The sequence below is a fragment of the Methylobacterium gregans genome, assembly GCF_022179245.1.
Classification (GTDB): domain Bacteria; phylum Pseudomonadota; class Alphaproteobacteria; order Rhizobiales; family Beijerinckiaceae; genus Methylobacterium; species Methylobacterium gregans.
The window spans coordinates 24485-45557 of record NZ_BPQM01000064.1; the positions used below are offsets into that span (position 1 = coordinate 24485).

A 21073-nucleotide genomic window follows, 5' to 3' on the forward strand; every position below is an offset into this window, starting at 1 on the left:
CAGCGCCGGCCGCAGGGCCGACGCCAATCAGACTACCATTGCCACGGACTGAGGGGACCGCTGGTAGTGGTCGCTCGCACCCATCATCCGGGTGGCGTCCTGCACGTACGACCGCGGTTGGTATGTCCTGACGTCAACTTTAACTCTGAGGCGTCTTAGCACCGTCTCAGATGCCGCAGTCGTACGAATAGCCGTTGACGTATTCGGCGACGCGAAGACAATCGACTGCTGGGATGAGACCGTGCGGGTTCGGCTTGCTGCAGAGGCAAGCTGAACATTGTTCAGAAGTCTTCGCCCTCTTTCCTGCACACGACGACCCGCAACCGCGCACCCCGAGAGCGAGCCCCTTGCGATCCGATGAATTTCCTACCGAAGTGCACCCGCTTGTCGCGGCTGTCCTCGGCCGCTTCCAGGGCGCCAGAGTCATCAGCCTACGCGACGCAGCCTCCTTCGACCACGCGGCCGAGGCCGCCGAACGCGCCGCCAAGCTGGCCGCCGCCGAGGTCCGTGCCCGAGAGTTCGCCTGGCGGCAGGAAGAGCACCGCCAGAGCTTCCGCGTCGTCGCCCCGGCCTGCGTCGCGAACGGGTGGTCGCTGTTCCCGCAGTCCCGTGGGGAGAAGCGCGGCCCCATCCAAGTCCTGAAGGCGGACAACAATCGGAAGACCCTGCAGTGGAAGCCGTACCAGGAGAGGCTGCCGACGCGGGAAGAGCTGAGCTGGTGGGCAAACTCCGAGAGCCGCACCAACCGGGCCAACACCGCCCTGATCATGGGGCCGATCTCGGGCGGCGCACTGGCCGTCGACATCGACGTCAGCGACCCGTCGATCTCCGAGGCCGTCCTGCGCCTCGCCGACCAGCATCTCGGACGCACCGAATTCCGGCGCGTCGGGCGCGCCCCGCGCATCGTGCTGGTGTATCGGAGCGACCCGGCCGACCCCATCCGTAACCGGGCCTACGCCCTGGCCGCGACCGGCCCCGGGGGCGAAGACGACGCCCAGGCCATCGAGGTCCTGGCTGACCGGAAGCCCATTACGGGGTTCGGGGCCCACCATCGGACGGGCCGGCACTTCAAGTGGATCGGCGCCTGCCGCCCGGACACGCACGGCCCCGAGCACGCCACGGTCATCGGCCAGGCCGCGATCGAGGCCTTCGTCTCCGCCGTCGACGGCGCCGGCATCATCATCCCGAACCTGCGCCGCGCCCTCGCCGTCGGCGACGGTCCCATGATCGACCCCGCCCTGGTCACCGCGACCGGCTTCGTCCGGCCCGGCGTCAACATGTCGATGAGCGGCGTCCAGTGGGATGCCCAGGGCAAGGTCATCGGCGGCCGCGAAGCCTACGTCCACAGCCGAGCCTACTCCTACGTCCTCCACAATGCCGGCCTGGCCCTGACCGAGGACGGGCCCTACACGCTCGCCGGCCTGCTCAAGGACGAATGCGAGGCCGCGTTCGCGCCCGGGGGGACCAAGTTCAAGAGCCCCCAGGAGCTCGTCCGCGGCTGCCGGGAGCGCATCGACAGCTCGGTGGCGAAGCTGATGCGCGGGGAGATGAAGTCCCGCGGCATCGTGCGCGACGAGGCGACCGGAAAGGTGACCGCCGTCCCGGTCGTGCCGCACGCCGTCGAGCGCCTGGAGGCCGACGACCTGTCCTGGCTGCCGACCGAGCGCGCGAAGCTGCCCGACGACGTCGTCTTCGAGCCCGCCGATCCCGCCCTGGCCCGGGAGCGCGCGCTGATCTCGAAGGCCGAGCGGGACGAGCAGTCCCTCCGGCTCGGGACGTCCATCGTCGAGGTGTTCCGGGGGTTCCACGACATCGTCCGCCGGGACCACGCCCTCGGGAAGGAAGCCCCCGTCCGCCCGGTGTTCCTGCTCCGCACGCCGACCGGCGCCGGGAAGTCCAGCACGGCGGTGAAGGTCACGACCGAGGACCTGGCGCGGAACGGCCCCATCCTCGGCGCCGGCTTCGTAGGCGAGGGCGATCAGCGTCGGCCCGCCCGCGGCGCGATGCTCTACATGCAGCCGAGCTACGACAACATCGCGGAGAACGTCGAACGCTTCCAGCGGTCCTCGCGCGGCGCCACCGCGGTGTTCCGGCGGAATGCGGAGGACGCGGCCAAGGACCTGCCGGCCGGCACGCGGTATCTCATCCTCGAAGGCAAGGAGCGCGGCGGCTGCCTGCGCGCCGACGACCAGCGGGTACTCCGGGCGGCGGGGATCTCGACGGCCAACCTGTGCAAGGCCCAGGTCGAGGACGGCATCGGTGGGACCGAGGAGCGGGTCTGCTCGCACTACGACACGTGCCCCGTCATCGCCGCCAGGAAGAAGATCACCGAGGCCGAGGTCATCTTCGTGCCGACTGCGTTCCTGACCTCGCCGAGCCTGCCCGCCGGGCTCCTGGACCACGTCGCGGGCGTGATCATCGACGAACGCTGCTGGACCGAGATCCTCCGCTGGGACGCCTTCCCGACAGCGACGCTCGACCAGCACCGCGCGCCCCCGCGCACGTACAAGAGGGACAAGGGCGAGACTGGCGAGGACCTGGCCGTCGCCCGGCAGTACGCCGCCCGGACCGCCGCCGAGGCCATCCGGAAGCACCACGACGTCGCAACGATGCTGGTCGTGGAGCACGGCATGGAGAAGGCCGAGGCCTTCGTCGAGGCGGCCGTCAAGGTCTGCGGGCGCGCCCAGGAAGCCGGGCGCAAGCTGCACCCCGGCATGAACTCCGAGGCCATCAGGCTCCTCGCCGAGCGGCCGAAGGGCAAGCACTTGAGGGAAGAGTGGAGGTTCTGGAAGATCGTCGAGGAGCGCCTGGCCGCGCTCAAGCACGACGGCGTGATCCGGGATCTCAACGGCGGCAGGGACCGGCTCGACCGCGACGGCAACGCGATGCCGGGGCAGGCCCGGGGCGAGCGTGACTACCGCATCCAGACCATCGACGGCGGGGCCAACGTGCGGATCTCGTGGCGCGCCGCGCCCAACTTCGCCGAGAAGCCCATCCTCCTCCTCGACGCCTCGGCCGACGAGGAGCTGACGTCGAAGTGCTGGGGCGGCCGGGAGGTCCAAGTCACGCACCTCGACGCCGAGCTCAACCTGCGGACCATCCTCGTCGCCGACCGCGCATGGCGCTCCGCCGAGTTCCAGATGGCGTATGCCGGCGCCGACAAGTCGAAGCGGCGGGCCATCGCCGCGACGGTCAAGCGCTTCCGCCACGCCATCTCGGCGGCGTCGCTGCTCTACGGCCACGGCCGGATCCTCGTCGGGGCGCCGAAGGCGACGCGCGCGGCGCTCATGGATGCCTGGGGCGAGCCGGCGAACGTCGACTGGGCGCACTACGGGGCGATCCGCGGGCTGGACTTCGCCCGGCGGCACCTCGTCGCGTTCTCGGTCGGTAGGCATGAGTTCCCGGTCCGGGTCATCGACGGAATCGTCGCCGCGGCCACCTACGACGACCCCGAACCGGAGACCCCCATCGACCCCTGGGGCGACGGCTGCGTGCACAACGAGGACGGCAGCCTCGCCACGGACGACCGGGGCCACGCCATCGAGGTCCGCCCCCCGCAGGTCCGGCGCACGCATCCGCTCCGCAACGGGGGCGGCGTCACGGTCACGGTGTCGGAGTACGAGGGCCGTTGGGCGCGCGTCATCCAGCGCCAGTTCCGCGAGGAGGAGTTGTCGCAGTTCGCCGGCCGCCTGCGCCCGGTCTACCGGGTGGACGAGGAGGCGCCCCTGTGGATCGCGGGCTCGAAGGTCCTGCCGGAAGGCTTCGTCGTCGACGACGTCGTCGGGATGGCGGACTTGGCCGATCCCGTCCGCGTGGGCGCCCTGTTCGACGCCATCCGCCGCACGGGCGTCGCCGACGCCAGGGTCATCGCGGAGCAGGCGCCGGATTCGAGGCTGCGGGGGGCCGCGGCGGCGGTGCTGCACGAGCTCGGGCTCGACGCGCCCGACGCTACGAGCCGGTGGTCCAAGGGCATGGCGGCGGTCGAGGCCGTGGTGGACGGCGTGTCGACGACCGTGCAGGTCCCGGCCTACGTGAGCGATCCCGTGGCCCACGTCCGGGAGACCTATTCGGCCCTCGGCATGGACGTGACCGAGACCGAGTTCCTGGCGCTCGGCGCGCAGCCCGCCGGGGGGTACGCCAGGTCCGAGGAGGGCGACAAGGTGGTGGCGGAGGTCGGGACGCGGGCCGCGCGCGCGGCCCGGGAGCTCGCCGTCCGGGACGAGGTGCGGGCGTCGTTCGACCGCGTGGCCAGCAACTTCGGCACCGACGCGGCCACGCTGTTCGGGCCGCACGGCATCGACATGGACGAGCAGATGGTCCTGGTGGCGAACCCGCCGCCGGCGGATGACGGCGCCGAGGTCGTCACCTTGCCGGTCGCGAAGGGCTCAGGGCCCGCAGTCCCGTCGGAGCCGGACGCGGCTGCCGCATAGCCGTCGGGGTGCGCGTGCGCTTCGGGACGCGCGCCCCTCGCGGGTCGCCGATCCTGAGGCGCAGGCACTTCACGCCGTTCTTGACGGGCGACCGCTCGTAGGCCCACTCGAAGTCGATGCCGACCCGGCGGAGGTCCTCCGCGACCGGGCGGAGGAGCTGTTGCTCCAGCGCCGACGGCGAGACCATGCCGTCGGCGCCGAGGGCCGCCTGCATCTCGACGGTGGGGATCTCCAGGCTCAGGTGGCCGCCCCGGCCCCGCCGGGCCCTCCAGCCGCGCGGCAGCGTCGCCCCGGCCTCGGTCCACGCCAGCAGCCTGAGGTAGACGACCGGGGTGTAGCGGCACGAGAACGCAGCCATGACGCGGGGGTCGTAGCCGAACGGGGCGGGATCGGGCCCGTCGTCGGTGGCGTCCGCGTGCGGATGGGCGATGGCTGCGAGGGTGCGGTCGGCCTTGAACTGCACTGCCTTGGCATTCGCCGCGATGCGATGCCGCGGACGCTCGACGTCCTCGTGGACGCCCGGCGCCAGGATGGCCACTTCGCCCAGCGAGGGCTCGCCGGCGATGCTCGCCCTGATGTGCGCCGCCCGGGCGTGGGCCTCCACCATCGTGCCGACGTTCACCCGCCCGACGTCGGAGAGGAGCGGCCCCAGCGGCATGCCGATTGTCTCGCGGGGACGGTCGGCGAGGTGCTCGTAGTCGAACCGGGCGTCGAGCCAATCGCCGCGGTCGAGATCCCGTCCCGCCGCCCGGGACAGCACGGACAGGGCGAGGCGGACGGCCTTGGCATCGACGCGCTCGCCGGGCGAGACCGGGTCGCCGTCCACGTGCCGGGGCATCCGAGACGATAGGACGAGGTGGCGGGCGAGGTGGCGGCTGAGGGGCTGCATGGCGCGATCCGAAGCGGTCCTGACCCCTATAGTGCGACTGACGTTGGAATAGCGCAATGGAGTATTTCTGACAGTGGCTTAGCCAGACGCACCCCAGTCCTTTAGGGGGTAGGGGGTTCCCACCCACCGGGAGTAGGCGAGCGACAGCGAGCTATAGGAAACCCATGTTCAGGGGGTTCCTACGCGCGCGCCTGCGCGAGGGCTGACGCCCCCGCTCCGTCGCGCGTGAGGTCTGGGGGTGACCGCTGTAGGAAGGCTGACCTCAAGGGAAGGGCTTTGCCCTGTTCTCAGGGGGGTGAAGAACCGCCGCGCTGCCGCGCCGCCCCGCCGCCGCCGCGAGGCCGTAGGGGCGGCCGCCACCGCCCCTCCCGCCGCCGTTGAGGGTCTTATCCCCATCCCTCCGCGCGAGGGGCGTCAGCGCGCCTCCCTGCGCCTCGACGCGATCCGCACGCGCGCTCTTCTCTCTTGCCAGGTGCAATGCTTCAATCGTCGCCATGAGCGAGACCCAGCACTTCCCCGACGCCGACACTCATCAGGCCCGCGCCGCCCGCGACCGGCAGGCCGCCCGGGATCGGGCCCAGCGCTGGCGCGAGGAACGCCGCGCCGAAGTGGACGGCCTGCGAGCCCGCGTCGTCGAGCTCGAAGCGGCCGCGCTCGTCGACGGCGACCTCGTGGTCGGGCTCGCCCGCGCCATCGCCCGCGACCGCGCGGCGCAGCCCGCCGGCGAGATCCCGGTGACGGGCTGCGCCGTGACCGTTAGGGCGGTCCTCGACCAGGCCGCCAAGGGGGCGCGGAACGCCGGCCGCGACTATAACGCCGCGAAGCTCGCTGCCGGCGCCCGGCTCATGGCGGCCGTCGAGGTGGTCGCCCGCCCCGTGGCTTGACGGCTAGACCTTGTGGCGAATCGCGAGCAGCCATACAATTTCTTGGCTTCGAGCTTGCCATGCGGCGTGCGAGGGCAGGAAAGCCTTAACGGACCCGCGCTGGCGACACCGCCGCCGGGTCCGCTTTTTTTGGAAGGCAGGCCGTGAGCGGTCTGGCGGTCGGCATAACCGTCCGAGACGCGGTCGAGGCGGCCCGCAGCGCATTGAGCAGGTCGGCAAACGGGCGCTCCCGCAGACGGTCCAGTTCGTCAACCGCAACTCTGGACTGGATTGGCGTGATGATCTTCACGGTCACGGGTGCCCTCGCAGCCTCCCGCAAGGAAATGGACTTCGTCGGCTTCGCGGTGCTCGGCACTGCGACCGGCATCGGCGGCAGCACGCTGCGGGACCTGGTGCTCGGGCTGCCGGTGTTCTGGGTGCTCCAGCCCGCCTACAGTGAATACCGCGTCGAGCGCCGATATCGGCTTGCCGGCACGCTCTTCTGACCTCGTGCCTATACCGCTTACCTCTTCAGGCCCACTCTCGTGCATGATTATAATCCCAATCCTGTCGAGAAACTGAATAAGGCTGGAGCGAACTTCTGACCCCTTGCTGACATTCGGCCTGCTTCCGCCGAAGGTCCAGATGGGGTGGAGGCTGTGTGAAAACGCGGAGGCGGTAGAAGGATCTCCCCTCGCATGCATTAGGCGGCGCCGAAATAGGCGTCCCAGTTGCATCTGTGGTCTTATCTAGGATGCCCGGATGGCTGCCTGCCAGAAGATTGTTCTACAATTTCGGAGGGTCTCCGCGTTTTCACACAGCCTCGGTGGGAAGCTGCCATTCAATGTTTGCCCGCCGAACGACCGCTTGGCGGAATTTGCGGACTTGCCTGAGTCGCGGCCGTCAGGGTGGGTACCGACACCGGGGCGCCGACCGGGGTACGGTCAGCCGAGCGCCGGCGCCTTCGAAGCCGGAACGTCTAGCGCTCCCATTCCCGCTGGTAGAGGCTCGCCAGGCTTTGTCAGCCGCCTCGGTTCGGAAAGGGAAACGAGGCGCAGGCGGATGCCCCAGGGATCGTGGAGGACAAGCGTGCCGTCGGCGTCGTCGAGCAGCAATGAATGACTTCGGCGCGAGTTCCGCGGCGTCGAGGAGGCGCAGCAACCGGCTCGTTCCAGGCCCAGCTGGTCAGGTAAGGATGCAGGCGATTGGAACGGCCAGCATCAAGTCCGCAACGAACGTAAAGCTGAAAAAGCCTTTATTAAGCACTTTTGCTACGGCCCCTTGCACGCCAAGGGCGCAGACGATATCATCTAAGCGTAGATTTTTATTAAGATCCCAAGACTCTGTTAATCTTCGAGTCTGTTGCTGCGTGCATCTGCTCGCTGCATGCTTATGACTTCTGTCGGTGGGCCGGATGGCCACGCGCAGGAGGTTCGATTGAACGACAATACCCTTGAAGAGCTACTGCTCAGAAGTGCGCAGGTAACGGACCTTGAGTTCCGTTCGTTCAGCATGGAGGCACAAGCCAAGCGCATGGCGCGGGCTTTTCAATACTCGAAATTCGTTGTGGCGGTCTACCCAACGCACGACGAGACTGGCTTCGCTCACATGTTGCTCAAGGGCACACCGGAAAGGCTAGAGGCGGAAGTGCAGAAAGCCACACGAATGATGGGGCCATTCCGCAGGCTGCAGCCAACGTGGTTCGCATTGATGGTTGAAAGTCCTGACGTAGCCAGAACGATAAGAGACGTCCACGAACTTAAGCAACACGAGCGCGCAACGAAAGCCAAGGAAAGCAGGTTAACTAGAGAATTTCGGGAGGAGTTGACCCCTCAGGGTCTTAGGAGATTCTCCCAGACCAATGTGGTCGCACGTTACGCTCACTACGTCCGCTCGAAAGGCTTAACGCTCCGCAAGATTCGGATCTCAATGGAACGAGTATAGCTGACCAAATGGCCGGATAATCTATAATTATCCGGCCATTTAAACCCAATTCGGTGAGCGGGCGGGCGGATATTTGATTGCCATGCCTGGCTAAGTCGTTGTTTTAGATTTATAATCCAACTATGCAGACAGGCGTTCGCGGCGCTGCATGTTTGATCCGAGAGTTTGATGGTGCAGTCTTCACGTTGGAGTGGAGGGACGCGCTATGGGCCAGGTTCTTTATGGCTGCGCCACGACGACTGAGGGGATCCGTCGAGCGATCCAGCATAGTCAAGCGCGTCTGAGGACTGCGGTCCTGGCGCTCCTGGCGCTTGCGCCCGGCGTCCTCGCCAACCACGTCGCCAAGAAGAACCCCGAGCTCGGCGGGGTCTGCGACCTGACCGACCGGCAAGCCTACGACCACTGGATGGCCCGGATCCCGCCCAAGGACATTTGGGGAGTCGGCCCAGCGAACGTCCGCAAGCTGGGGGCGCTCGGCTGCGAGAGCGCCGCCGACGTGCGCGACCTCAACACACGGGCGGTACGCAAGGCCATGACGGTGGTCGGCGAGCACCTGGTGCGGGAGCTGCGCGGCGAGGCCTGCCTCGACTTGGAGGAGGTCGCCGCGACCCGGAAGGGTTGCGTGGTCACCCGGAGCTTCTCCGATCGGGGCGAGGATCAAGCGACGATGGAGCAGGCGGTCGCCGCCCACGCGACCCGGCTCGGGGAGAAGCTCCGGCGGGAGGGGCTCGGCACCGACCACGTCACGGTCTTTCTCCACACCTCGGAGCACGACCGGACCCGGTCGCAGCGCTCGGTCTCGACGGTAGTGACCCTGCCCGAGGCCTCGAACGACACGATGGTGCTGGTGAGGGCCGCCCTTCACGGCGTCCGGAAGACCTGGCAAGACGGTTTTCGCTATTCGAAGGCCAACGTGGTCACGACCGACCTTCTGCCGCTCCACGCTTCCCAGCGAGCGATGCCCGGCCTCGGCCAGCCCGATCGCGAGCAGCGTGCCGCGCTGATGGCCGCGCTCGACGCCTGCAACCGACGGTTCGGGCGCGGAGCGGTCGTCCCTGCCGCGGCCGGGTTTGCGCCGGCGCGGGGATGGTCGACCAAGTTCGAGATGCGCTCGCCGCGCTACATGACACGGCTGAACGAGATCCCGGTGGTGGCGGCGTAGGAGGCGCCGTAGCGGAAGTCGGCGACGGTCGAGCACGTATCGACCTTCCCACGGTGCCCGAATCGTTGTCTGCTCGCACTCGACCTGTGGAAACGACCTTCGTTTCCGATGTCGCGAGGGGCGCGTAACGGTCTGTTCGGGGTTTGCCCGTCTCAATTCCGTAGGAATTTGATTGAGGGTAACGGCCGACCGTCGGGTCGGCCGTCTTGTGGGTCGCCTGACGAGGGATACGATATTCCCGGGTGACCGTTGAACCTGCCGTTCGAGGAGGCCTCGTCACGAATGTCAGCGTCCGTTGCGATCATCGGCAGCTTCAAGACGGTCGAACGTTACCAGGCCGTGCTCGCCTCCATCGAGGCGTTTCGCGCCGAAGGATGGACCGTGACCTCGCCGGCGGGATCGGCGGTGCTCGAAGCGGGCATCGACTTCGTCCGCTTCGAGACGGACCATCCGGACATGAGCGACGCCGAGGTGCAATCCGTCACGTTGGAGCGCATCATGTCAGCGGACATCGTGTACGTGACCGCTCCGGACGGCTACATCGGGCGGACCACCTGTTACGAGATCGGCCGGCTCATCCAGGCACGGCGGCCGGTCTTCTTCTCGATGAAGCCCGAGGACCTACCCATACTCGTCGCATCCAGGTTCATCGCCGAGGCATCCGTCGTGGCACGCGAGTACAAGGGCCGGCACGCACCGACGCTGTTCGAGGACGGCGAGGATGGTTCAAGCGTCGTGGAACGTCGGCTCACCCATGGTTGACTCGGCATGCCTCCATTCCGCCGCGGGTCCCTTCCCCGCGCGGCACAACCACCGCAGGGTCGTCATCTGCGGGAGCATGACGTTCTACGGCGAGATGCTGCGCATGCAGGATTGCCTCGTGCAGAACGACGTGCCGGTCGAGTTGCCCGATGCCGAGGACGACATCGTCGCCGCGCTCGAACAGGCGGAATATGAGAGGTTCAAGCGTCGGGTCACCCTGGCGCATCTTCGGCGTGTCCGGCATCGGACGACCTTCGCCGTCCTCGTCCTCAACCTGGATAAGCATGACCGGCCGGACTACATAGGTCCGAGCACCTACGCTGAGATCGCGATGGCGTCCGCGTTCAACAAGCCGGTGTACCTGATCGGCAACGTCCCTTCCGCGTATGCGGATGAGCTGGCCGCGTGGAAGGCCGTTCCGTTGAATGGACGCATGGACCGGCTGGTCGAGGATTATTGGGCGTCATGCGTTCCCCGGCCGCAGCCGCAGATGAAGCTGTTCAGCATGGCCTGACCGGCCTTCGTCGGCCGGCCGTCTTCCTCCACTTCTTCGACGTCCATTTCCTTGAGGAGAAGGGGGTCGACCGCTTCATGGACCAGGCCATCGCGGAAGCCCGCTTGGCCACCCGCCTCGCCGTGCTCCTCGCCGACGACGTCCTGGTCCCGGCCTCCAGCCGCATCGAGAGCGAGCTGTGCAAGCGGGTGCTGCTCGAATTCCCGCACAGGATCTTCGCGGACCACTTCACCATGGTCGGCAGCGGCGCGAGCTTCGAGGAGTTCATCGAGGAGAAGCGTTCGCAGTATCGTGCGGACCAAGCCCAGGGGATCGCCTACCGGGAAGCCGGGATCGGGATCGACCTGCCGTGGCGGACGAGGCGGCGCAGCGCAACGGCCGACATCGCCACCGACTGGAAGCGCGCCCTCCCGTCGGGCGCGGCCGAAAGCCTGTTCAAGGCGTTGCACGGAGACCTTCCCAAGGACATCGAGCGCATTTGGGAGGGGATACCCGAGCGGCTCGGCGCGAGCGCCTTCATCGTCGAGAACGTCATACCGCTCCTCTTCGGTAGGCCGAATGCCGGCCTCATCGTTCGCAACCGCCTCCACGGTATCGTCAACAAGTCGTACTTTGGGAGCTACGGCAAGGATATCCTCGGGTCGGTCTTCCGGCGCATGCGCTACCTCGAATCCCCTGACAGCATCCCGTCAGGGGACCCTGCCAACGACCTCGATTTCCAGCGGCTGGTGGCCTCGTGCCGGGACACCGGCGTGCTCAAGGATATCGTCAAGGCGCGCCTTCCGGCCTTGCTGACCCTGCGGGATGACCCGAGGCTCGCGGCGGCTTATGCATTGGCCCATCCCACGCCCCTGCCCCCGACCGGAGAAGGGCGGATGGGACCAACGTGGAAAGGCCACGTGATCGGAGACGGCATGAAGGGCGAGGACAAAGTCGCGGGTGCCTGCCCAAGGGTGCTGATCGTGACGGCGCTGCCGCGGGAGGCCGCCGCCGTCCTCGCGACCTTCGACGAGTGGTCCGACGCCCCCGGGCACGCGAACGACCCGAACGTCTACCGGGAAGGACGCTATCGCATGCCCGACGGAACCATGCGCAAGGTCCTGCTGGCCTCGCTGCCCATCATGGGTACCGACATGGCGGCCACGGTCGCGACGAACGCCTTCCGGACCCATCCCCGCATCGGTTACGCGCTGATGGTCGGCATCGCGGGGGCGTGTCCCAACCCTGACCTTGCCGAGGAGCATGTGAGGCTCGGCGACGTCGTCGTGTCCGATGCCAAGGGCGTCTTCGACTACGGGCATGTGAAGCGGACTCCCGAAGGCGACGAGAACCGCGGCAGTCACCAGCGGGTCTCCGGTTCGCTCCTGGGCATATTCGGCATGCTCTCAAGCGAGGAATTGCTCGGGAAGCGCCCCTGGGAGGCGATCCTGGGTTCGACCCTCGCCAAGCCTGATACGTCCTGGCGTTTCCGTCGTCCTGGCGACGACAAGGACGTCCTGCATCGTTTCGTCGATGGCAAAGCAGAGGCGATCCCCCATCCCGAGGATGCCGACCGTAGACCTGGCCACCCTCGCCTGCACGGCGGGGCCATCGGCACGGCGGATATCCTCCTGAAGGAGCCCCATCTGCGGGACGTGCTCCGCGACTGCTACGCGGTACGGGCGGTCGAGATGGAGGGTAGCGGAATGCAAACCGCCTCCTGGCTGTCAGGTCGCGAGTTCATCGTCGTACGCGGTACCTGCGATTATGCGGATCCCATGAAAAACAACGATTGGCAGCACTATGCCGCCTTGGCAGCCGCCTCCGTCGCAAGGTCGATGGTCGAGCGGATGCCTGTCGAATGGTTCGACTGACCCAGGGCGATCCGCCCCGGTCGGCGTGTGGAACGGGTGCCCGTCCATCGCGCCACCGGCAAGGGTCGTCGCGATCAGGTAGGTTGCATCCCGGGCGATCGGACAGGCACGTCGCCCAGGCGGACCGAACGCGCCGCCGAGGCCATCCGACACCCGGTTGCACCTATGGACGGGATGCCACCCGGGCGGCTGATGGTAGGTTCCCGCACTAACGCCGGGCGCCGACGCGCCGCGACGGCAAGGGAGTAAACAGCATGTCGGACCTGACCACCCTTCGCGGCCTCTCCGACCTCAGCCAGGAGCCAGCGGCCCTGAAGGGTCGGCCCTCATAATGGTCGACCTGCAGAACATCTACCGCGCGGGGGTTATGCGCCTCGAAGGCGTCGAGCCGGCGATCCGCGAGGCAGCCGCCCTGCTCACGCGCGCTCGCGACGCCGGCATCCCGGTCTTCCACATCCAGCACGATGCGGGGCCGGGCTCGCCCTACGACGTCACGGCGGCCATCGGCCGGATCAGCGACGAGGTCGCCCCCAGGGACACGAGCCGGTGATCACCAAGGCCTACCCGAACTCGTTCGTCGGCACCGATCTCCAGGCGCAACTCGATGCCGCCGGGGTGAAGGACCTCGTGCTGGCTGGTTTCATGATGCACATGTGCATCAACTCGACCGCGCGTGGGGCCTTCAGTCTGGGGTTCCGGCCCACCGTGGTCGCCTCCGCGACGGCCACCCGTGACCTACCCGCGCCGGACGGTTCGGTCGTCCCCGCTTCGCAGCTCCAGGCGGCGAGCCTGGCCGCCCTTACGGACCTCTTCGCCGTGGTCGCACCCAAGCAGAATGATATTCGGGGCTGAGGTTCACTGCAGGGAGATTGGGCGGAATGGGCGGCCCAGGGCGCTCTCACACCGTCTACTTTATGTGTCACAACGCCAGGGTGTTGTGGCCGCCGGAGCGACCATTCCATCTCAATGACAGCTATCGGGCCCCTGCGGGCATTCGCGTAATTAAACCTGAAGGTCCGCTGATGGCGCACAGCCGAACAAGCGGCGTGCGAACTTCTGACCCCTTCCGGACCTTCAACCTGAACTCGTTGAAGGTCCGCTCAGGTACGTGAAGCAGCCGAAGTAGCCACCAGGAAGAGAGGGCTTGAGCAGATCCCCTCCGGGGGGATAGGATGTACCTATGGAGCACGCCTCGCACCCGGACATCGTCAAGCGCCTGAAGCGAGCCCACGGCCACCTCGCCGGCGTCATCGCCATGATCGAGGAGGGCCGTCCGTGCCTCGACCTCGCCCAGCAACTCAACGCCGTGGAGAGCGCCGTCACCAACGCCAAGCGCGCCCTCATCCACGACCACATGGAGCACTGCCTCGGCGAGGGCGTCGACGGCGGGGGCAAAGCCGCCCGCGAGGCGCTCGCCGAGTTCAAGGCCATCGCGAAGTACCTGTGAGGCGGCCATGCCGAACGTCCTCGCGAACCGCACATACCGCCACCTGTTCGCGGCCCAGGTTGTCGCCTTGATCGGCTCCGGCCTGCTGACCGTCGCCCTCGGGCTCCTGGCATATTGGCTGGCCGGGGCGGATGCGGGCGCGGTGCTGGGGACCGCGCTCGCGGTCAAGATGGTCGCCTACGTACTGGTCGCGCCGGTGGCGCAGGCGTTCACCAGCCGGCTGCCCCGGCGCGCCTTCCTCGTCGCCACTGACCTCGTCCGGGCCGGCGTCGCGCTGGCGCTGCCCTTCATCGACCAGGTCTGGCAGGTGTACGTGCTGATCGCGGTCCTGCAATCGGCCTCGGCGGCCTTCACGCCAGCCTTCCAAGCGACGATCCCCGACATCTTGCCCGATGAGCGCGACTACACCCGGGCCCTGTCGCTCTCGCGTCTCGCCTACGACCTGGAGAACCTGCTCAGCCCGGCGCTCGCCGCGCTGTTGCTGACGGTCATCGACTTCCACGGGCTGTTCGCCGGCACCATCGTCGGCTTCCTCGGCTCGGCGGCGCTGGTGGTCACGACGACGCTTCCAACGCCGAGCGCGCCGACCCGCCGGTCCGGGATCTACGAGCGCACCACGCGGGGGCTGCGCATCTATCTCGCCACGCCGCGCCTCAGGGGACTCCTCGCCCTCAACCTCGCGGTCGCGGCGGCCGGCGCCATGGTCATCGTCAACACGGTGGTTCTCGTTCAGGCCCTGCTCAAGCGCCCGCAGGACGACGTCGCCGTGGCTCTCGGCCTGTTCGGCGGCGGCTCGATGGTTGCGGCCCTCCTACTACCGCGGGTCCTCGACCGCCTGTCCGACCGCGCCGTGATGATCCCCTCCGCCGCCCTGCTCGGGCTCGTCTTGCTCGGGTTCGCGGAGGTATCTTGGACCAACGGTTTCGGGTGGGTCGCCCTGCTGGGGACGTGGCTCGTCCTCGGCATCGGCTACTCGGCGGCACAGACCCCGACGGGCCGCCTGCTCCGGCGCTCCGTCTCCGCCGAGGACCGGCCGGCCCTGTTCGCGGCGCAGTTCGCGCTCTCGCACGCCGCCTGGCTCGTGACCTACCCGCTGGCCGGGTGGCTCGGTGCGACGGTCGGAATGCCCGCGACGGCGGCGGCGCTCGGCCTTGTCACGCTCGCCGCGACCGCCGCGGCCCTGCTGCTCTGGCCCTCCGAAGACCCCGAGACCGTGGAGCACGCCCACCCGGAGCTCGCCCCATCCCATCCGCACCTCGCGACGGCCCACGGCCATCGCCATGCCCACGCGTACGTCATCGACGACCTTCACCACCACTGGCCGTCGGGCCGCCCCGGATGAGAGACCGCTCCGCCTTCCGAGCGAACGGTTCATGCCCCAGTCAGGCAGCCGGTGGCACCAATCGACCCATGGCCCTTGGTCGCGACGCCGCGTGGATGGTAGTGTCGCCTCGGGAGACCCGTTGGTGAGAGTGCCGCCGAACCTGCTGCGCCGGATCGCTACCAGCCTGATGCTGCTGGCGCTGACGGCGCTCGCGTTCAACGTGGCGGCGGTACCGGCGAGCGCCTTCGCTCCCGTCGAGCACCTGGAATACGCCGGGCCCGAGCATAGCCACATGCACGGCGACGGCACCGTGCACTCGCACGTCGTGGCCAAGGTCGCTTCGGACGAGGCCGGGGCTTGGCCGGAGTTCCCCCCGCTCGACGATCCGCAGGACCACGAACACAAGAAGTCCGACTGCTGCGGCCTGGCCCACCCGGTCGCGCTACCTTCCACCGAGGCGGCCGCTCCTTTGCCACGGTCCCCGGGCGCGACCGTCGTCTCGCGGGAATCGGCGCATCCGTTCGGAGTGGATCCGAACGGCCCGAAACGACCTCCCAGGTCCCTGCCGAACGCGTGAGCGCGGTGTCCTGACGGACACTGCACAGGCCGTGCCCGTTCGACAGGACCTCAATCGTGACCTTTCTCAAGAACGACGCCCACGGGCGGCCGCGAGGCCGTGCCGCTGGGCTGGCCATGCTGATCCTGGCCACTTGCTTCGCGGCGCCCGCGCGCGCCGGCGGGGGCGACGACCACAGCCACGGGCCGGCGCCGGCTTCTTCGACCGCGGCTGCGCAGGGCACGCCCCGCGTCTCCATTCAGTCCGACCTCTACCAGGTGGTCGGCACGCTCAAGGGCGACCGGCTGACCCTCTACGTCGACCGATCCGAGGACAACGAGCCGGTGACCGGCGCGACCGTTTCCGTGACCGTCGAGGGCGAGGCGATGCCGGCCGCGCCGAATGACGATGGGACCTACGCCGTCTCCTCGCCCCACCTCGCAGAGCCCGGTTCGAACGACCTCGTAATTCAGGTCGCCGGCCCGGACGGCGAGGACCTGCTGATCGCAGCCTTGGTTGTGGCCGAGCCGGCCCGCCCGGTGGCCGAGGCAGGAGCGGGACACGTGCATCCCGGCATGCCGTTCCTCGCGCACCTCAAGGAGTGGCTCGGCCAGCCCGAGCCGGGCCGGGCCTGGGCGCTCGCCGTCTTCGCGGTCGGGTTGGCCGTCGGGCTCGCCCTGCGGAGCCGCCGCATGCGACCGGCCGCCTTCGTGGCCGGCGCCGTCCTCGTGGTCGCCCTGACGGGCACCGCCTTCGCCCATGGCGGCGAGGACCATGACCATGACGCGCCGACCGCGACGCCTGGATCGAACACCCCGCAGCGCCTGCCGGACGGGTCGGTCTTCGTCCCCAAACCCTCGCAGCGCATCCTGGAGGTGCGCACCACGACCGCCAAGCCGACCGAGGTCGAGGGTGCGACCCGCCTCATCGGCAAGGTCATCCCCGACCCCAACCGGGGCGGGCTGGTGCAGAGCATCGGCGGCGGCCGGGTCATCGCGCCCGAGGCCGGCATGCCCCGGCTCGGGCAGGCCGTGCGCAAGGGAGAGGTTCTCGCCCGGGTCGAGCGGCCGATCATCCAGGCCGACCAGGCCATCGTAGTCGAGAAGGTCGGCGAGATCGAGCAGCAGATCGGCCTCGCCGAGGCGAAGCTCGCCCGCGCCCGGAAGCTCGTCGCCTCCGGCGCCGGCACCGCCATCTCCGTCTCGGACCTTGAGATTGAGCTGGAGGGCATGCGCCGGCGCCGGGCAGCGGTCAGCGACATCCGCACCACACCCGAGACCCTGACGGCTCCGGCCGACGGCGTCATCGCCTCGACCCGCGTCGTCGCCGGCCAGGTCGTGCAGCCGCAGGACGTGTTGTTCCAGGTCGTCCATCCAGGCAGCCTTTGGGTCGAGGCCCTCTCCTTCGAGGACGCACCGACCGGCACGGGGACGACGGCGCTGACCGTCGACGGCGCGACCCTGAGGCTGGAGCCCAAGGGCGTCAGCCGTGCCCTGCAGCAGCAGGCGACCGTGCTCCAGTTCGCGGTCGTCGACCCGCCGGACAACCTCCGGGTGGGACAGCCGGTGACGGTGCTCGCCGCGACCGGGACCAGCGCGACCGGCATCGTGCTCCCCCGCAATGCCGTCGTGCGCGGGACCGGCGGCGAGGCGATGGTCTGGCGCCACGCCGCGCCCGAGCGGTTCGAGCCGCGTCAGGTCCGGGTCGAGCCCGTCGACGCCACGCGTGTAGTGGTCCGCGCCGGCGTGAAGGAAGGCGAGCGCGTCGTCGTGCGCGGCGCCGACCTCATCAACCAGATCCGGTGAGGCCAACCATGTTCGGCACCCTCGTCCGCGCCAGCCTGCGCAACCGCCTCTTCGTCCTCGCCGCGGCCGTGCTCCTCGTCGCCTACGGCAGCTTCGTGCTGCCGCGGCTGCCGGTCGACGTGCTGCCCGACCTCAATAGGCCCATGGTCACCCTGATGACCGAGGCCGAGGGCCTCGCGCCCCAGGAGGTCGAGCAGACCGTCACCTATCCCATCGAGGCCGCGATGAACGGCATGCCGGGCGTGACCCGCGTCCGCTCCGTCTCCGGCGTCGGCCTGTCCATCGTGTACGTCGAGTTCGACTGGTCGACCGACGTCTACCGCAGCCGTCAGCTCGTCGCGGAGAAGCTCGCCATCGTGCGCGAGACCCTGCCCCGCGGCGTGGTCCCGCACATGGGGCCGGTCACCTCAATCATGGGCGAGATCCTGCTGGTCGCCATCACCTCGGAGACGCTGCCGCCCATGGAGGTGCGCGAGCTCGCCGACTTCGTCATCCGGCCGCAACTTCTCAGCCTGTCAGGCGTCGCCCAGGTCATCCCCATCGGCGGCGAGGTCCGGCAGTACCGGGTCAGCCCGAACCCGGCTTCGATGCAGGCCCTCGACGTCACCCCGGAGCAGGTCGAGGCAGCGGTCAGCCGGTTCGGCACGAATTCCGGCGGGGGCTTCGTCGATCAGCACGGCCGGGAATATCTCATCCGCAACGTCGGCCTGACCAAGCGCCTCGACGACCTGCGCGGCACGGTGGTGACCTACCGCGACGGCCAGCCCGTTCTCCTGCGCCAGGTCGCCGACGTCGCCTTCGCCCCGGCGGTCAAGCGCGGCGACGCCGGCTACAACGGGCGCCCGGCGGTCATCGTCTCCATCCAGAAGCAGCCCGGCGCCGACACCGTCGACCTGACGCGGCGTATCGAGGCGACGCTCGCCTCCATCCAGAGGACCCTGCCGGCCGGCGTGAAGGCCGACAACATCCAGTTTCGGCAGGCGACCTTCATCGAGACCTCCATCGGCAACGTGAGGAAGGTGCTGCTGGAGGCCGCCGTCGTCGTCGCCGTGGTGCTGGTCCTGTTCCTGATGAACGTCCGGGCCACCCTGATCTCCCTGACCGCGATCCCGGTCTCGGTTCTGGTAACGGTCGTCGTCTTCCAGGCGCTGGGCCTGACCGTGAACACCATGACGCTCGGGGGGCTGGCCATCGCCATCGGCGAGCTCGTCGACGACGCGGTGGTCGACGTCGAGAACATCATCCGGCGCCTGGGCGAGAACCGGGAGCGGCCGGAGCCCCGCCCGGTTCTGGAGGTGGTCGCGGCGGCGAGCCAGGAGGTGCGATCCGGCATCGTCTACGCGACCCTGATCGTCTGCCTCGTCTTCGTGCCGCTGTTCGCCCTGTCGGGCATCGAGGGCCGCCTCTTCGCCCCGCTCGGCATCGCCTACATCGTCTCGATCCTGGCGAGCCTCGTCGTCTCGGTTACCCTGACGCCGGTCCTAGCCTCCTACCTACTCGCCCGGGACGGCGGCGGGCACCGCGGCGACACCTGGCTGGTGCGGCTGCTCAAGCGCTGCAACGCCGCCCTCCTGGGATGGACCTTACGGCATCGCTGGCTGGTGGTTGGGGCCACCGGCGCGGCGGTCGTCGTCGCGGGCGTGGCGGCCACCAACCTGCCGCGGGCGTTCCTGCCGCCCTTCAACGAGGGCAGCCTCGCGCTCGGCCTCGCCTACAATCCCGGCATCTCGCTCGCCGAGAGCCATCGCCTCGGCCTGGTGGCCGAACGCCTCATCCGCGAGGTGCCGGAGGTGACGTCGGTCGGGCGCCGCACCGGCCGGGCCGAGATGGACGAGCACGCCGAGGGCGTCCACTCGTCCGAGATCGACGTCGACCTGAAGCCCGGCCGGCCGAAGGAGGCCATCCTCGCCGACCTCCGCGAGCGTCTCGGCGTGCTCCCGGCGGTGCTCAACGTCGGCCAGCCGATCTCGCACCGGCTCGACCACATGCTGTCCGGCATCCGGGCCGAGGTCGCGGTCAAGATCTACGGCGACGACCTCGACACCCTGCGAAGCCTCGCCGAGGGCCTGCGCGACCGGCTCGCGCGCATCCCGGGCATGGCAGACCTCCAGGTCGAGAAGCAGGTGCGCATCCCGCAGCTCCGGGTCGACGTCGACCACGAGCGGGCGGCCCTCTACGGCCTGACGCCGGCGGCGGTGACCGACGCTCTGGCGACGCTCAGCAACGGGCGCACGGTCTCGCAGATCGTCGAGGGCAACCGCCGCTTCGACGTGGTCATCCGTCTCGGGGACGAGGACCGCTCGACCACGGGCTTGGGCGACCTGCTCATCGCCTCGCCGGCCGGGCGTATCCCTTTGCGCCGGGTGGCCGAGGTCTCGGAGACCGACGGGCCGAACCAAGTCATGCGCGAGAACGCCCAGCGGCGGATCGCGGTCTTCGGCAACACCGACAAGCGGCGCGACCTCGCCGCCGTGGTCGCCGACGTGCGGCGCACCATCGACGAGACCCGCTGGCCCCCGGGCTACCGGGCCGCCTTGGAGGGCTCGTTCCAGGCGCAGGAGGAGGCCGCGACCCGCATCGGCCTGCTCTCGCTGGTGGCGCTCGCGCTGATCCTCACCGTCCTCTACGGCCGCTACCGCTCGCTCGCGCTCGCCGGCATCATCATGGCCAGCATCCCGCTCGCCCTAGTGGGTTCGGTGGCGGCCCTGTGGCTTGCCGGGCAGCCGCTCTCAGTCGCCTCGATGGTCGGCTTCGTGACGCTGGCCGGCATCACCGCCCGCAACGGCATCCTCAAGATCTCGCATTACCTCAACCTCGCCATCCACGAGGGCGAGGCGTTCGGGCCGGCGCTGGTCGTGCGCGGGTCGCTGGAGCGGCTGACGCCGGTGCTGATGACCGCGCTCTCAGCCGGGCTCGCCCTGCTGCCGCTGGTGCTCGGCGCCGGCGAGCCGGGCCGCGAGATCCTGCACCCCGTCGCTGTGACCATCCTGGGCGGCCTCGTCAGCGCCACGCTGCTCGACGCCGTCCTGACCCCGATCCTGTTCCTCGCCTTCGGTCGGCGCGCCCTTGAGCGGCTCCGGGCGGGACAGGTGAGCGGGCTTAAGCCCGCCGAACTCTACTGACCCCCGAAGGAGACACCATGAAGCCCAGCATCCTCGCGCTCGCCCTTGTCCTGGCGCTGCCGGTCGCCGCCAACGCGCAAGGGCATTCTCACAAGGGCCCGAACGGCGGCGAACTCGTCGACGTTGCGGGCGGCCACGCCGAGTTCGTCGACACCCCGACCGAGATCGCGCTCCACCTAAGCGACGAGGACGGCAAGCCGGTCCCGGCCAAGGGCGCGACCGGCAAGGCCACCATCCTGTCGGGCGGCAAGACCGAGACGGTCGACCTAGCCCCGGCCGGCGGGGCCAAGCTCGCCGGCGCCCTGACGAAGCCGCTCGCCTCGGGCGACAAGGTCGTGGTCTCGGCCCGCACCGCCGACGGGCGCAAGATCCAGGTGCGTCACGTCGAGCGCTGAACTTCCG

14 protein-coding genes and 2 pseudogenes are annotated in these 21073 nt (G+C 69.0%); 15 read left to right on the forward strand and 1 reads right to left on the reverse strand.

Annotation, left to right across the window (positions count from 1 at the left end):
• Positions 1-374 precede the first annotated feature (374 nt).
• Complete coding sequence (locus tag MFF54_RS13880; RefSeq protein ID WP_238303509.1) at positions 375-4430, forward strand: bifunctional DNA primase/polymerase; 4056 nt, start codon at positions 375-377, stop codon at positions 4428-4430.
• On the opposite strand, the gene MFF54_RS13885 is transcribed toward MFF54_RS13880, so the two are convergent.
• Positions 4363-5319, reverse strand: coding sequence for a hypothetical protein (locus MFF54_RS13885; protein WP_238303510.1), 957 nt, complete (start codon positions 5317-5319; stop codon positions 4363-4365). The genes MFF54_RS13880 and MFF54_RS13885 overlap by 68 nt on opposite strands.
• 494 nt (positions 5320-5813) lie before the next feature.
• Here MFF54_RS13885 and MFF54_RS13890 point away from each other — a divergent pair, with 494 nt between their 5' ends.
• The 14 genes and pseudogenes from MFF54_RS13890 (at position 5814) to MFF54_RS13955 (ending at position 21066) form a co-directional block, all read left to right on the forward strand.
• On the forward strand, positions 5814-6203 hold the full coding sequence (locus MFF54_RS13890) for a hypothetical protein (protein ID WP_238303511.1): 390 nt from the start codon (positions 5814-5816) through the stop codon (positions 6201-6203).
• A gap of 203 nt (positions 6204-6406) precedes the next feature.
• A pseudogene (locus tag MFF54_RS13895) lies at positions 6407-6637 on the forward strand (trimeric intracellular cation channel family protein); the annotation flags it as partial.
• A gap of 982 nt (positions 6638-7619) precedes the next feature.
• Positions 7620-8126 (forward strand): hypothetical protein, encoded by a 507-nt coding sequence (locus MFF54_RS13900; protein WP_238303512.1) that lies wholly within the window; start codon positions 7620-7622, stop codon positions 8124-8126.
• Between the two features lie 532 nt (positions 8127-8658).
• Positions 8659-9288 (forward strand): DUF4113 domain-containing protein, encoded by a 630-nt coding sequence (locus MFF54_RS13905; RefSeq protein ID WP_444543605.1) that lies wholly within the window; start codon positions 8659-8661, stop codon positions 9286-9288.
• Positions 9289-9537: 249 nt separating this feature from the next.
• Positions 9538-10050 carry a hypothetical protein gene (locus tag MFF54_RS13910; protein ID WP_238303513.1) on the forward strand — a complete coding sequence of 171 codons (513 nt, stop codon included), beginning with the start codon at positions 9538-9540 and terminating at the stop codon, positions 10048-10050.
• 76 nt (positions 10051-10126) lie between these two features.
• A complete protein-coding gene (locus MFF54_RS13915; protein ID WP_238303514.1) occupies positions 10127-10564 on the forward strand; it encodes a hypothetical protein in 438 nt (145 codons plus the stop codon).
• Entirely contained in the window at positions 10516-12417 is a 1902-nt protein-coding gene (locus MFF54_RS13920) for a phosphorylase family protein (protein ID WP_238303515.1), read from the forward strand. Before MFF54_RS13915 ends, MFF54_RS13920 begins: the two co-directional genes overlap by 49 nt.
• Positions 12418-12671: 254 nt before the next feature.
• Positions 12672-13269 (forward strand): annotated as a pseudogene (locus MFF54_RS13925) (cysteine hydrolase family protein).
• A 328-nt stretch (positions 13270-13597) separates the two neighbouring features.
• Positions 13598-13864: a metal-sensing transcriptional repressor gene (locus tag MFF54_RS13930; RefSeq protein WP_238303516.1), complete on the forward strand. Its 267-nt coding sequence runs from the start codon at positions 13598-13600 to the stop codon at positions 13862-13864.
• 7 nt (positions 13865-13871) lie between these two features.
• On the forward strand, positions 13872-15206 hold the full coding sequence (locus tag MFF54_RS13935; RefSeq protein WP_238303517.1) for an MFS transporter: 1335 nt from the start codon (positions 13872-13874) through the stop codon (positions 15204-15206).
• A gap of 124 nt (positions 15207-15330) precedes the next feature.
• Positions 15331-15765 (forward strand): DNA polymerase III subunit gamma/tau, encoded by a 435-nt coding sequence (locus MFF54_RS13940; protein WP_238303518.1) that lies wholly within the window; start codon positions 15331-15333, stop codon positions 15763-15765.
• 56 nt (positions 15766-15821) lie between these two features.
• Entirely contained in the window at positions 15822-17549 is a 1728-nt protein-coding gene (locus tag MFF54_RS13945) for an efflux RND transporter periplasmic adaptor subunit (RefSeq protein WP_238303519.1), read from the forward strand.
• 8 nt (positions 17550-17557) lie between these two features.
• Positions 17558-20671 (forward strand): efflux RND transporter permease subunit, encoded by a 3114-nt coding sequence (locus MFF54_RS13950; RefSeq protein WP_238303520.1) that lies wholly within the window; start codon positions 17558-17560, stop codon positions 20669-20671.
• Positions 20672-20688: 17 nt separating this feature from the next.
• On the forward strand, positions 20689-21066 hold the full coding sequence (locus MFF54_RS13955; protein WP_238303521.1) for a hypothetical protein: 378 nt from the start codon (positions 20689-20691) through the stop codon (positions 21064-21066).
• Positions 21067-21073: the final 7 nt, after the last annotated feature.

What these genes read in the sequence shown, in the direction of transcription:
- MFF54_RS13955 (WP_238303521.1), top strand. Translation starts at nt 20,689, where the DNA reads ATGAAGCCCAGCATCCTCGCGCTCGCCCTTGTCCTGGCGCTGCCGGTC.
- MFF54_RS13915 (WP_238303514.1), top strand. Translation starts at nt 10,127, where the DNA reads ATGACGTTCTACGGCGAGATGCTGCGCATGCAGGATTGCCTCGTGCAG.
- MFF54_RS13950 (WP_238303520.1), top strand. Translation starts at nt 17,558, where the DNA reads ATGTTCGGCACCCTCGTCCGCGCCAGCCTGCGCAACCGCCTCTTCGTC.
- MFF54_RS13935 (WP_238303517.1), top strand. Translation starts at nt 13,872, where the DNA reads ATGCCGAACGTCCTCGCGAACCGCACATACCGCCACCTGTTCGCGGCC.
- MFF54_RS13920 (WP_238303515.1), top strand. Translation starts at nt 10,516, where the DNA reads ATGCGTTCCCCGGCCGCAGCCGCAGATGAAGCTGTTCAGCATGGCCTG.
- MFF54_RS13890 (WP_238303511.1), top strand. Translation starts at nt 5,814, where the DNA reads ATGAGCGAGACCCAGCACTTCCCCGACGCCGACACTCATCAGGCCCGC.
- MFF54_RS13885 (WP_238303510.1), bottom strand. Translation starts at nt 5,319, where the DNA reads ATGCAGCCCCTCAGCCGCCACCTCGCCCGCCACCTCGTCCTATCGTCT.
- MFF54_RS13930 (WP_238303516.1), top strand. Translation starts at nt 13,598, where the DNA reads ATGGAGCACGCCTCGCACCCGGACATCGTCAAGCGCCTGAAGCGAGCC.
- MFF54_RS13905 (WP_444543605.1), top strand. Translation starts at nt 8,659, where the DNA reads ATGACGGTGGTCGGCGAGCACCTGGTGCGGGAGCTGCGCGGCGAGGCC.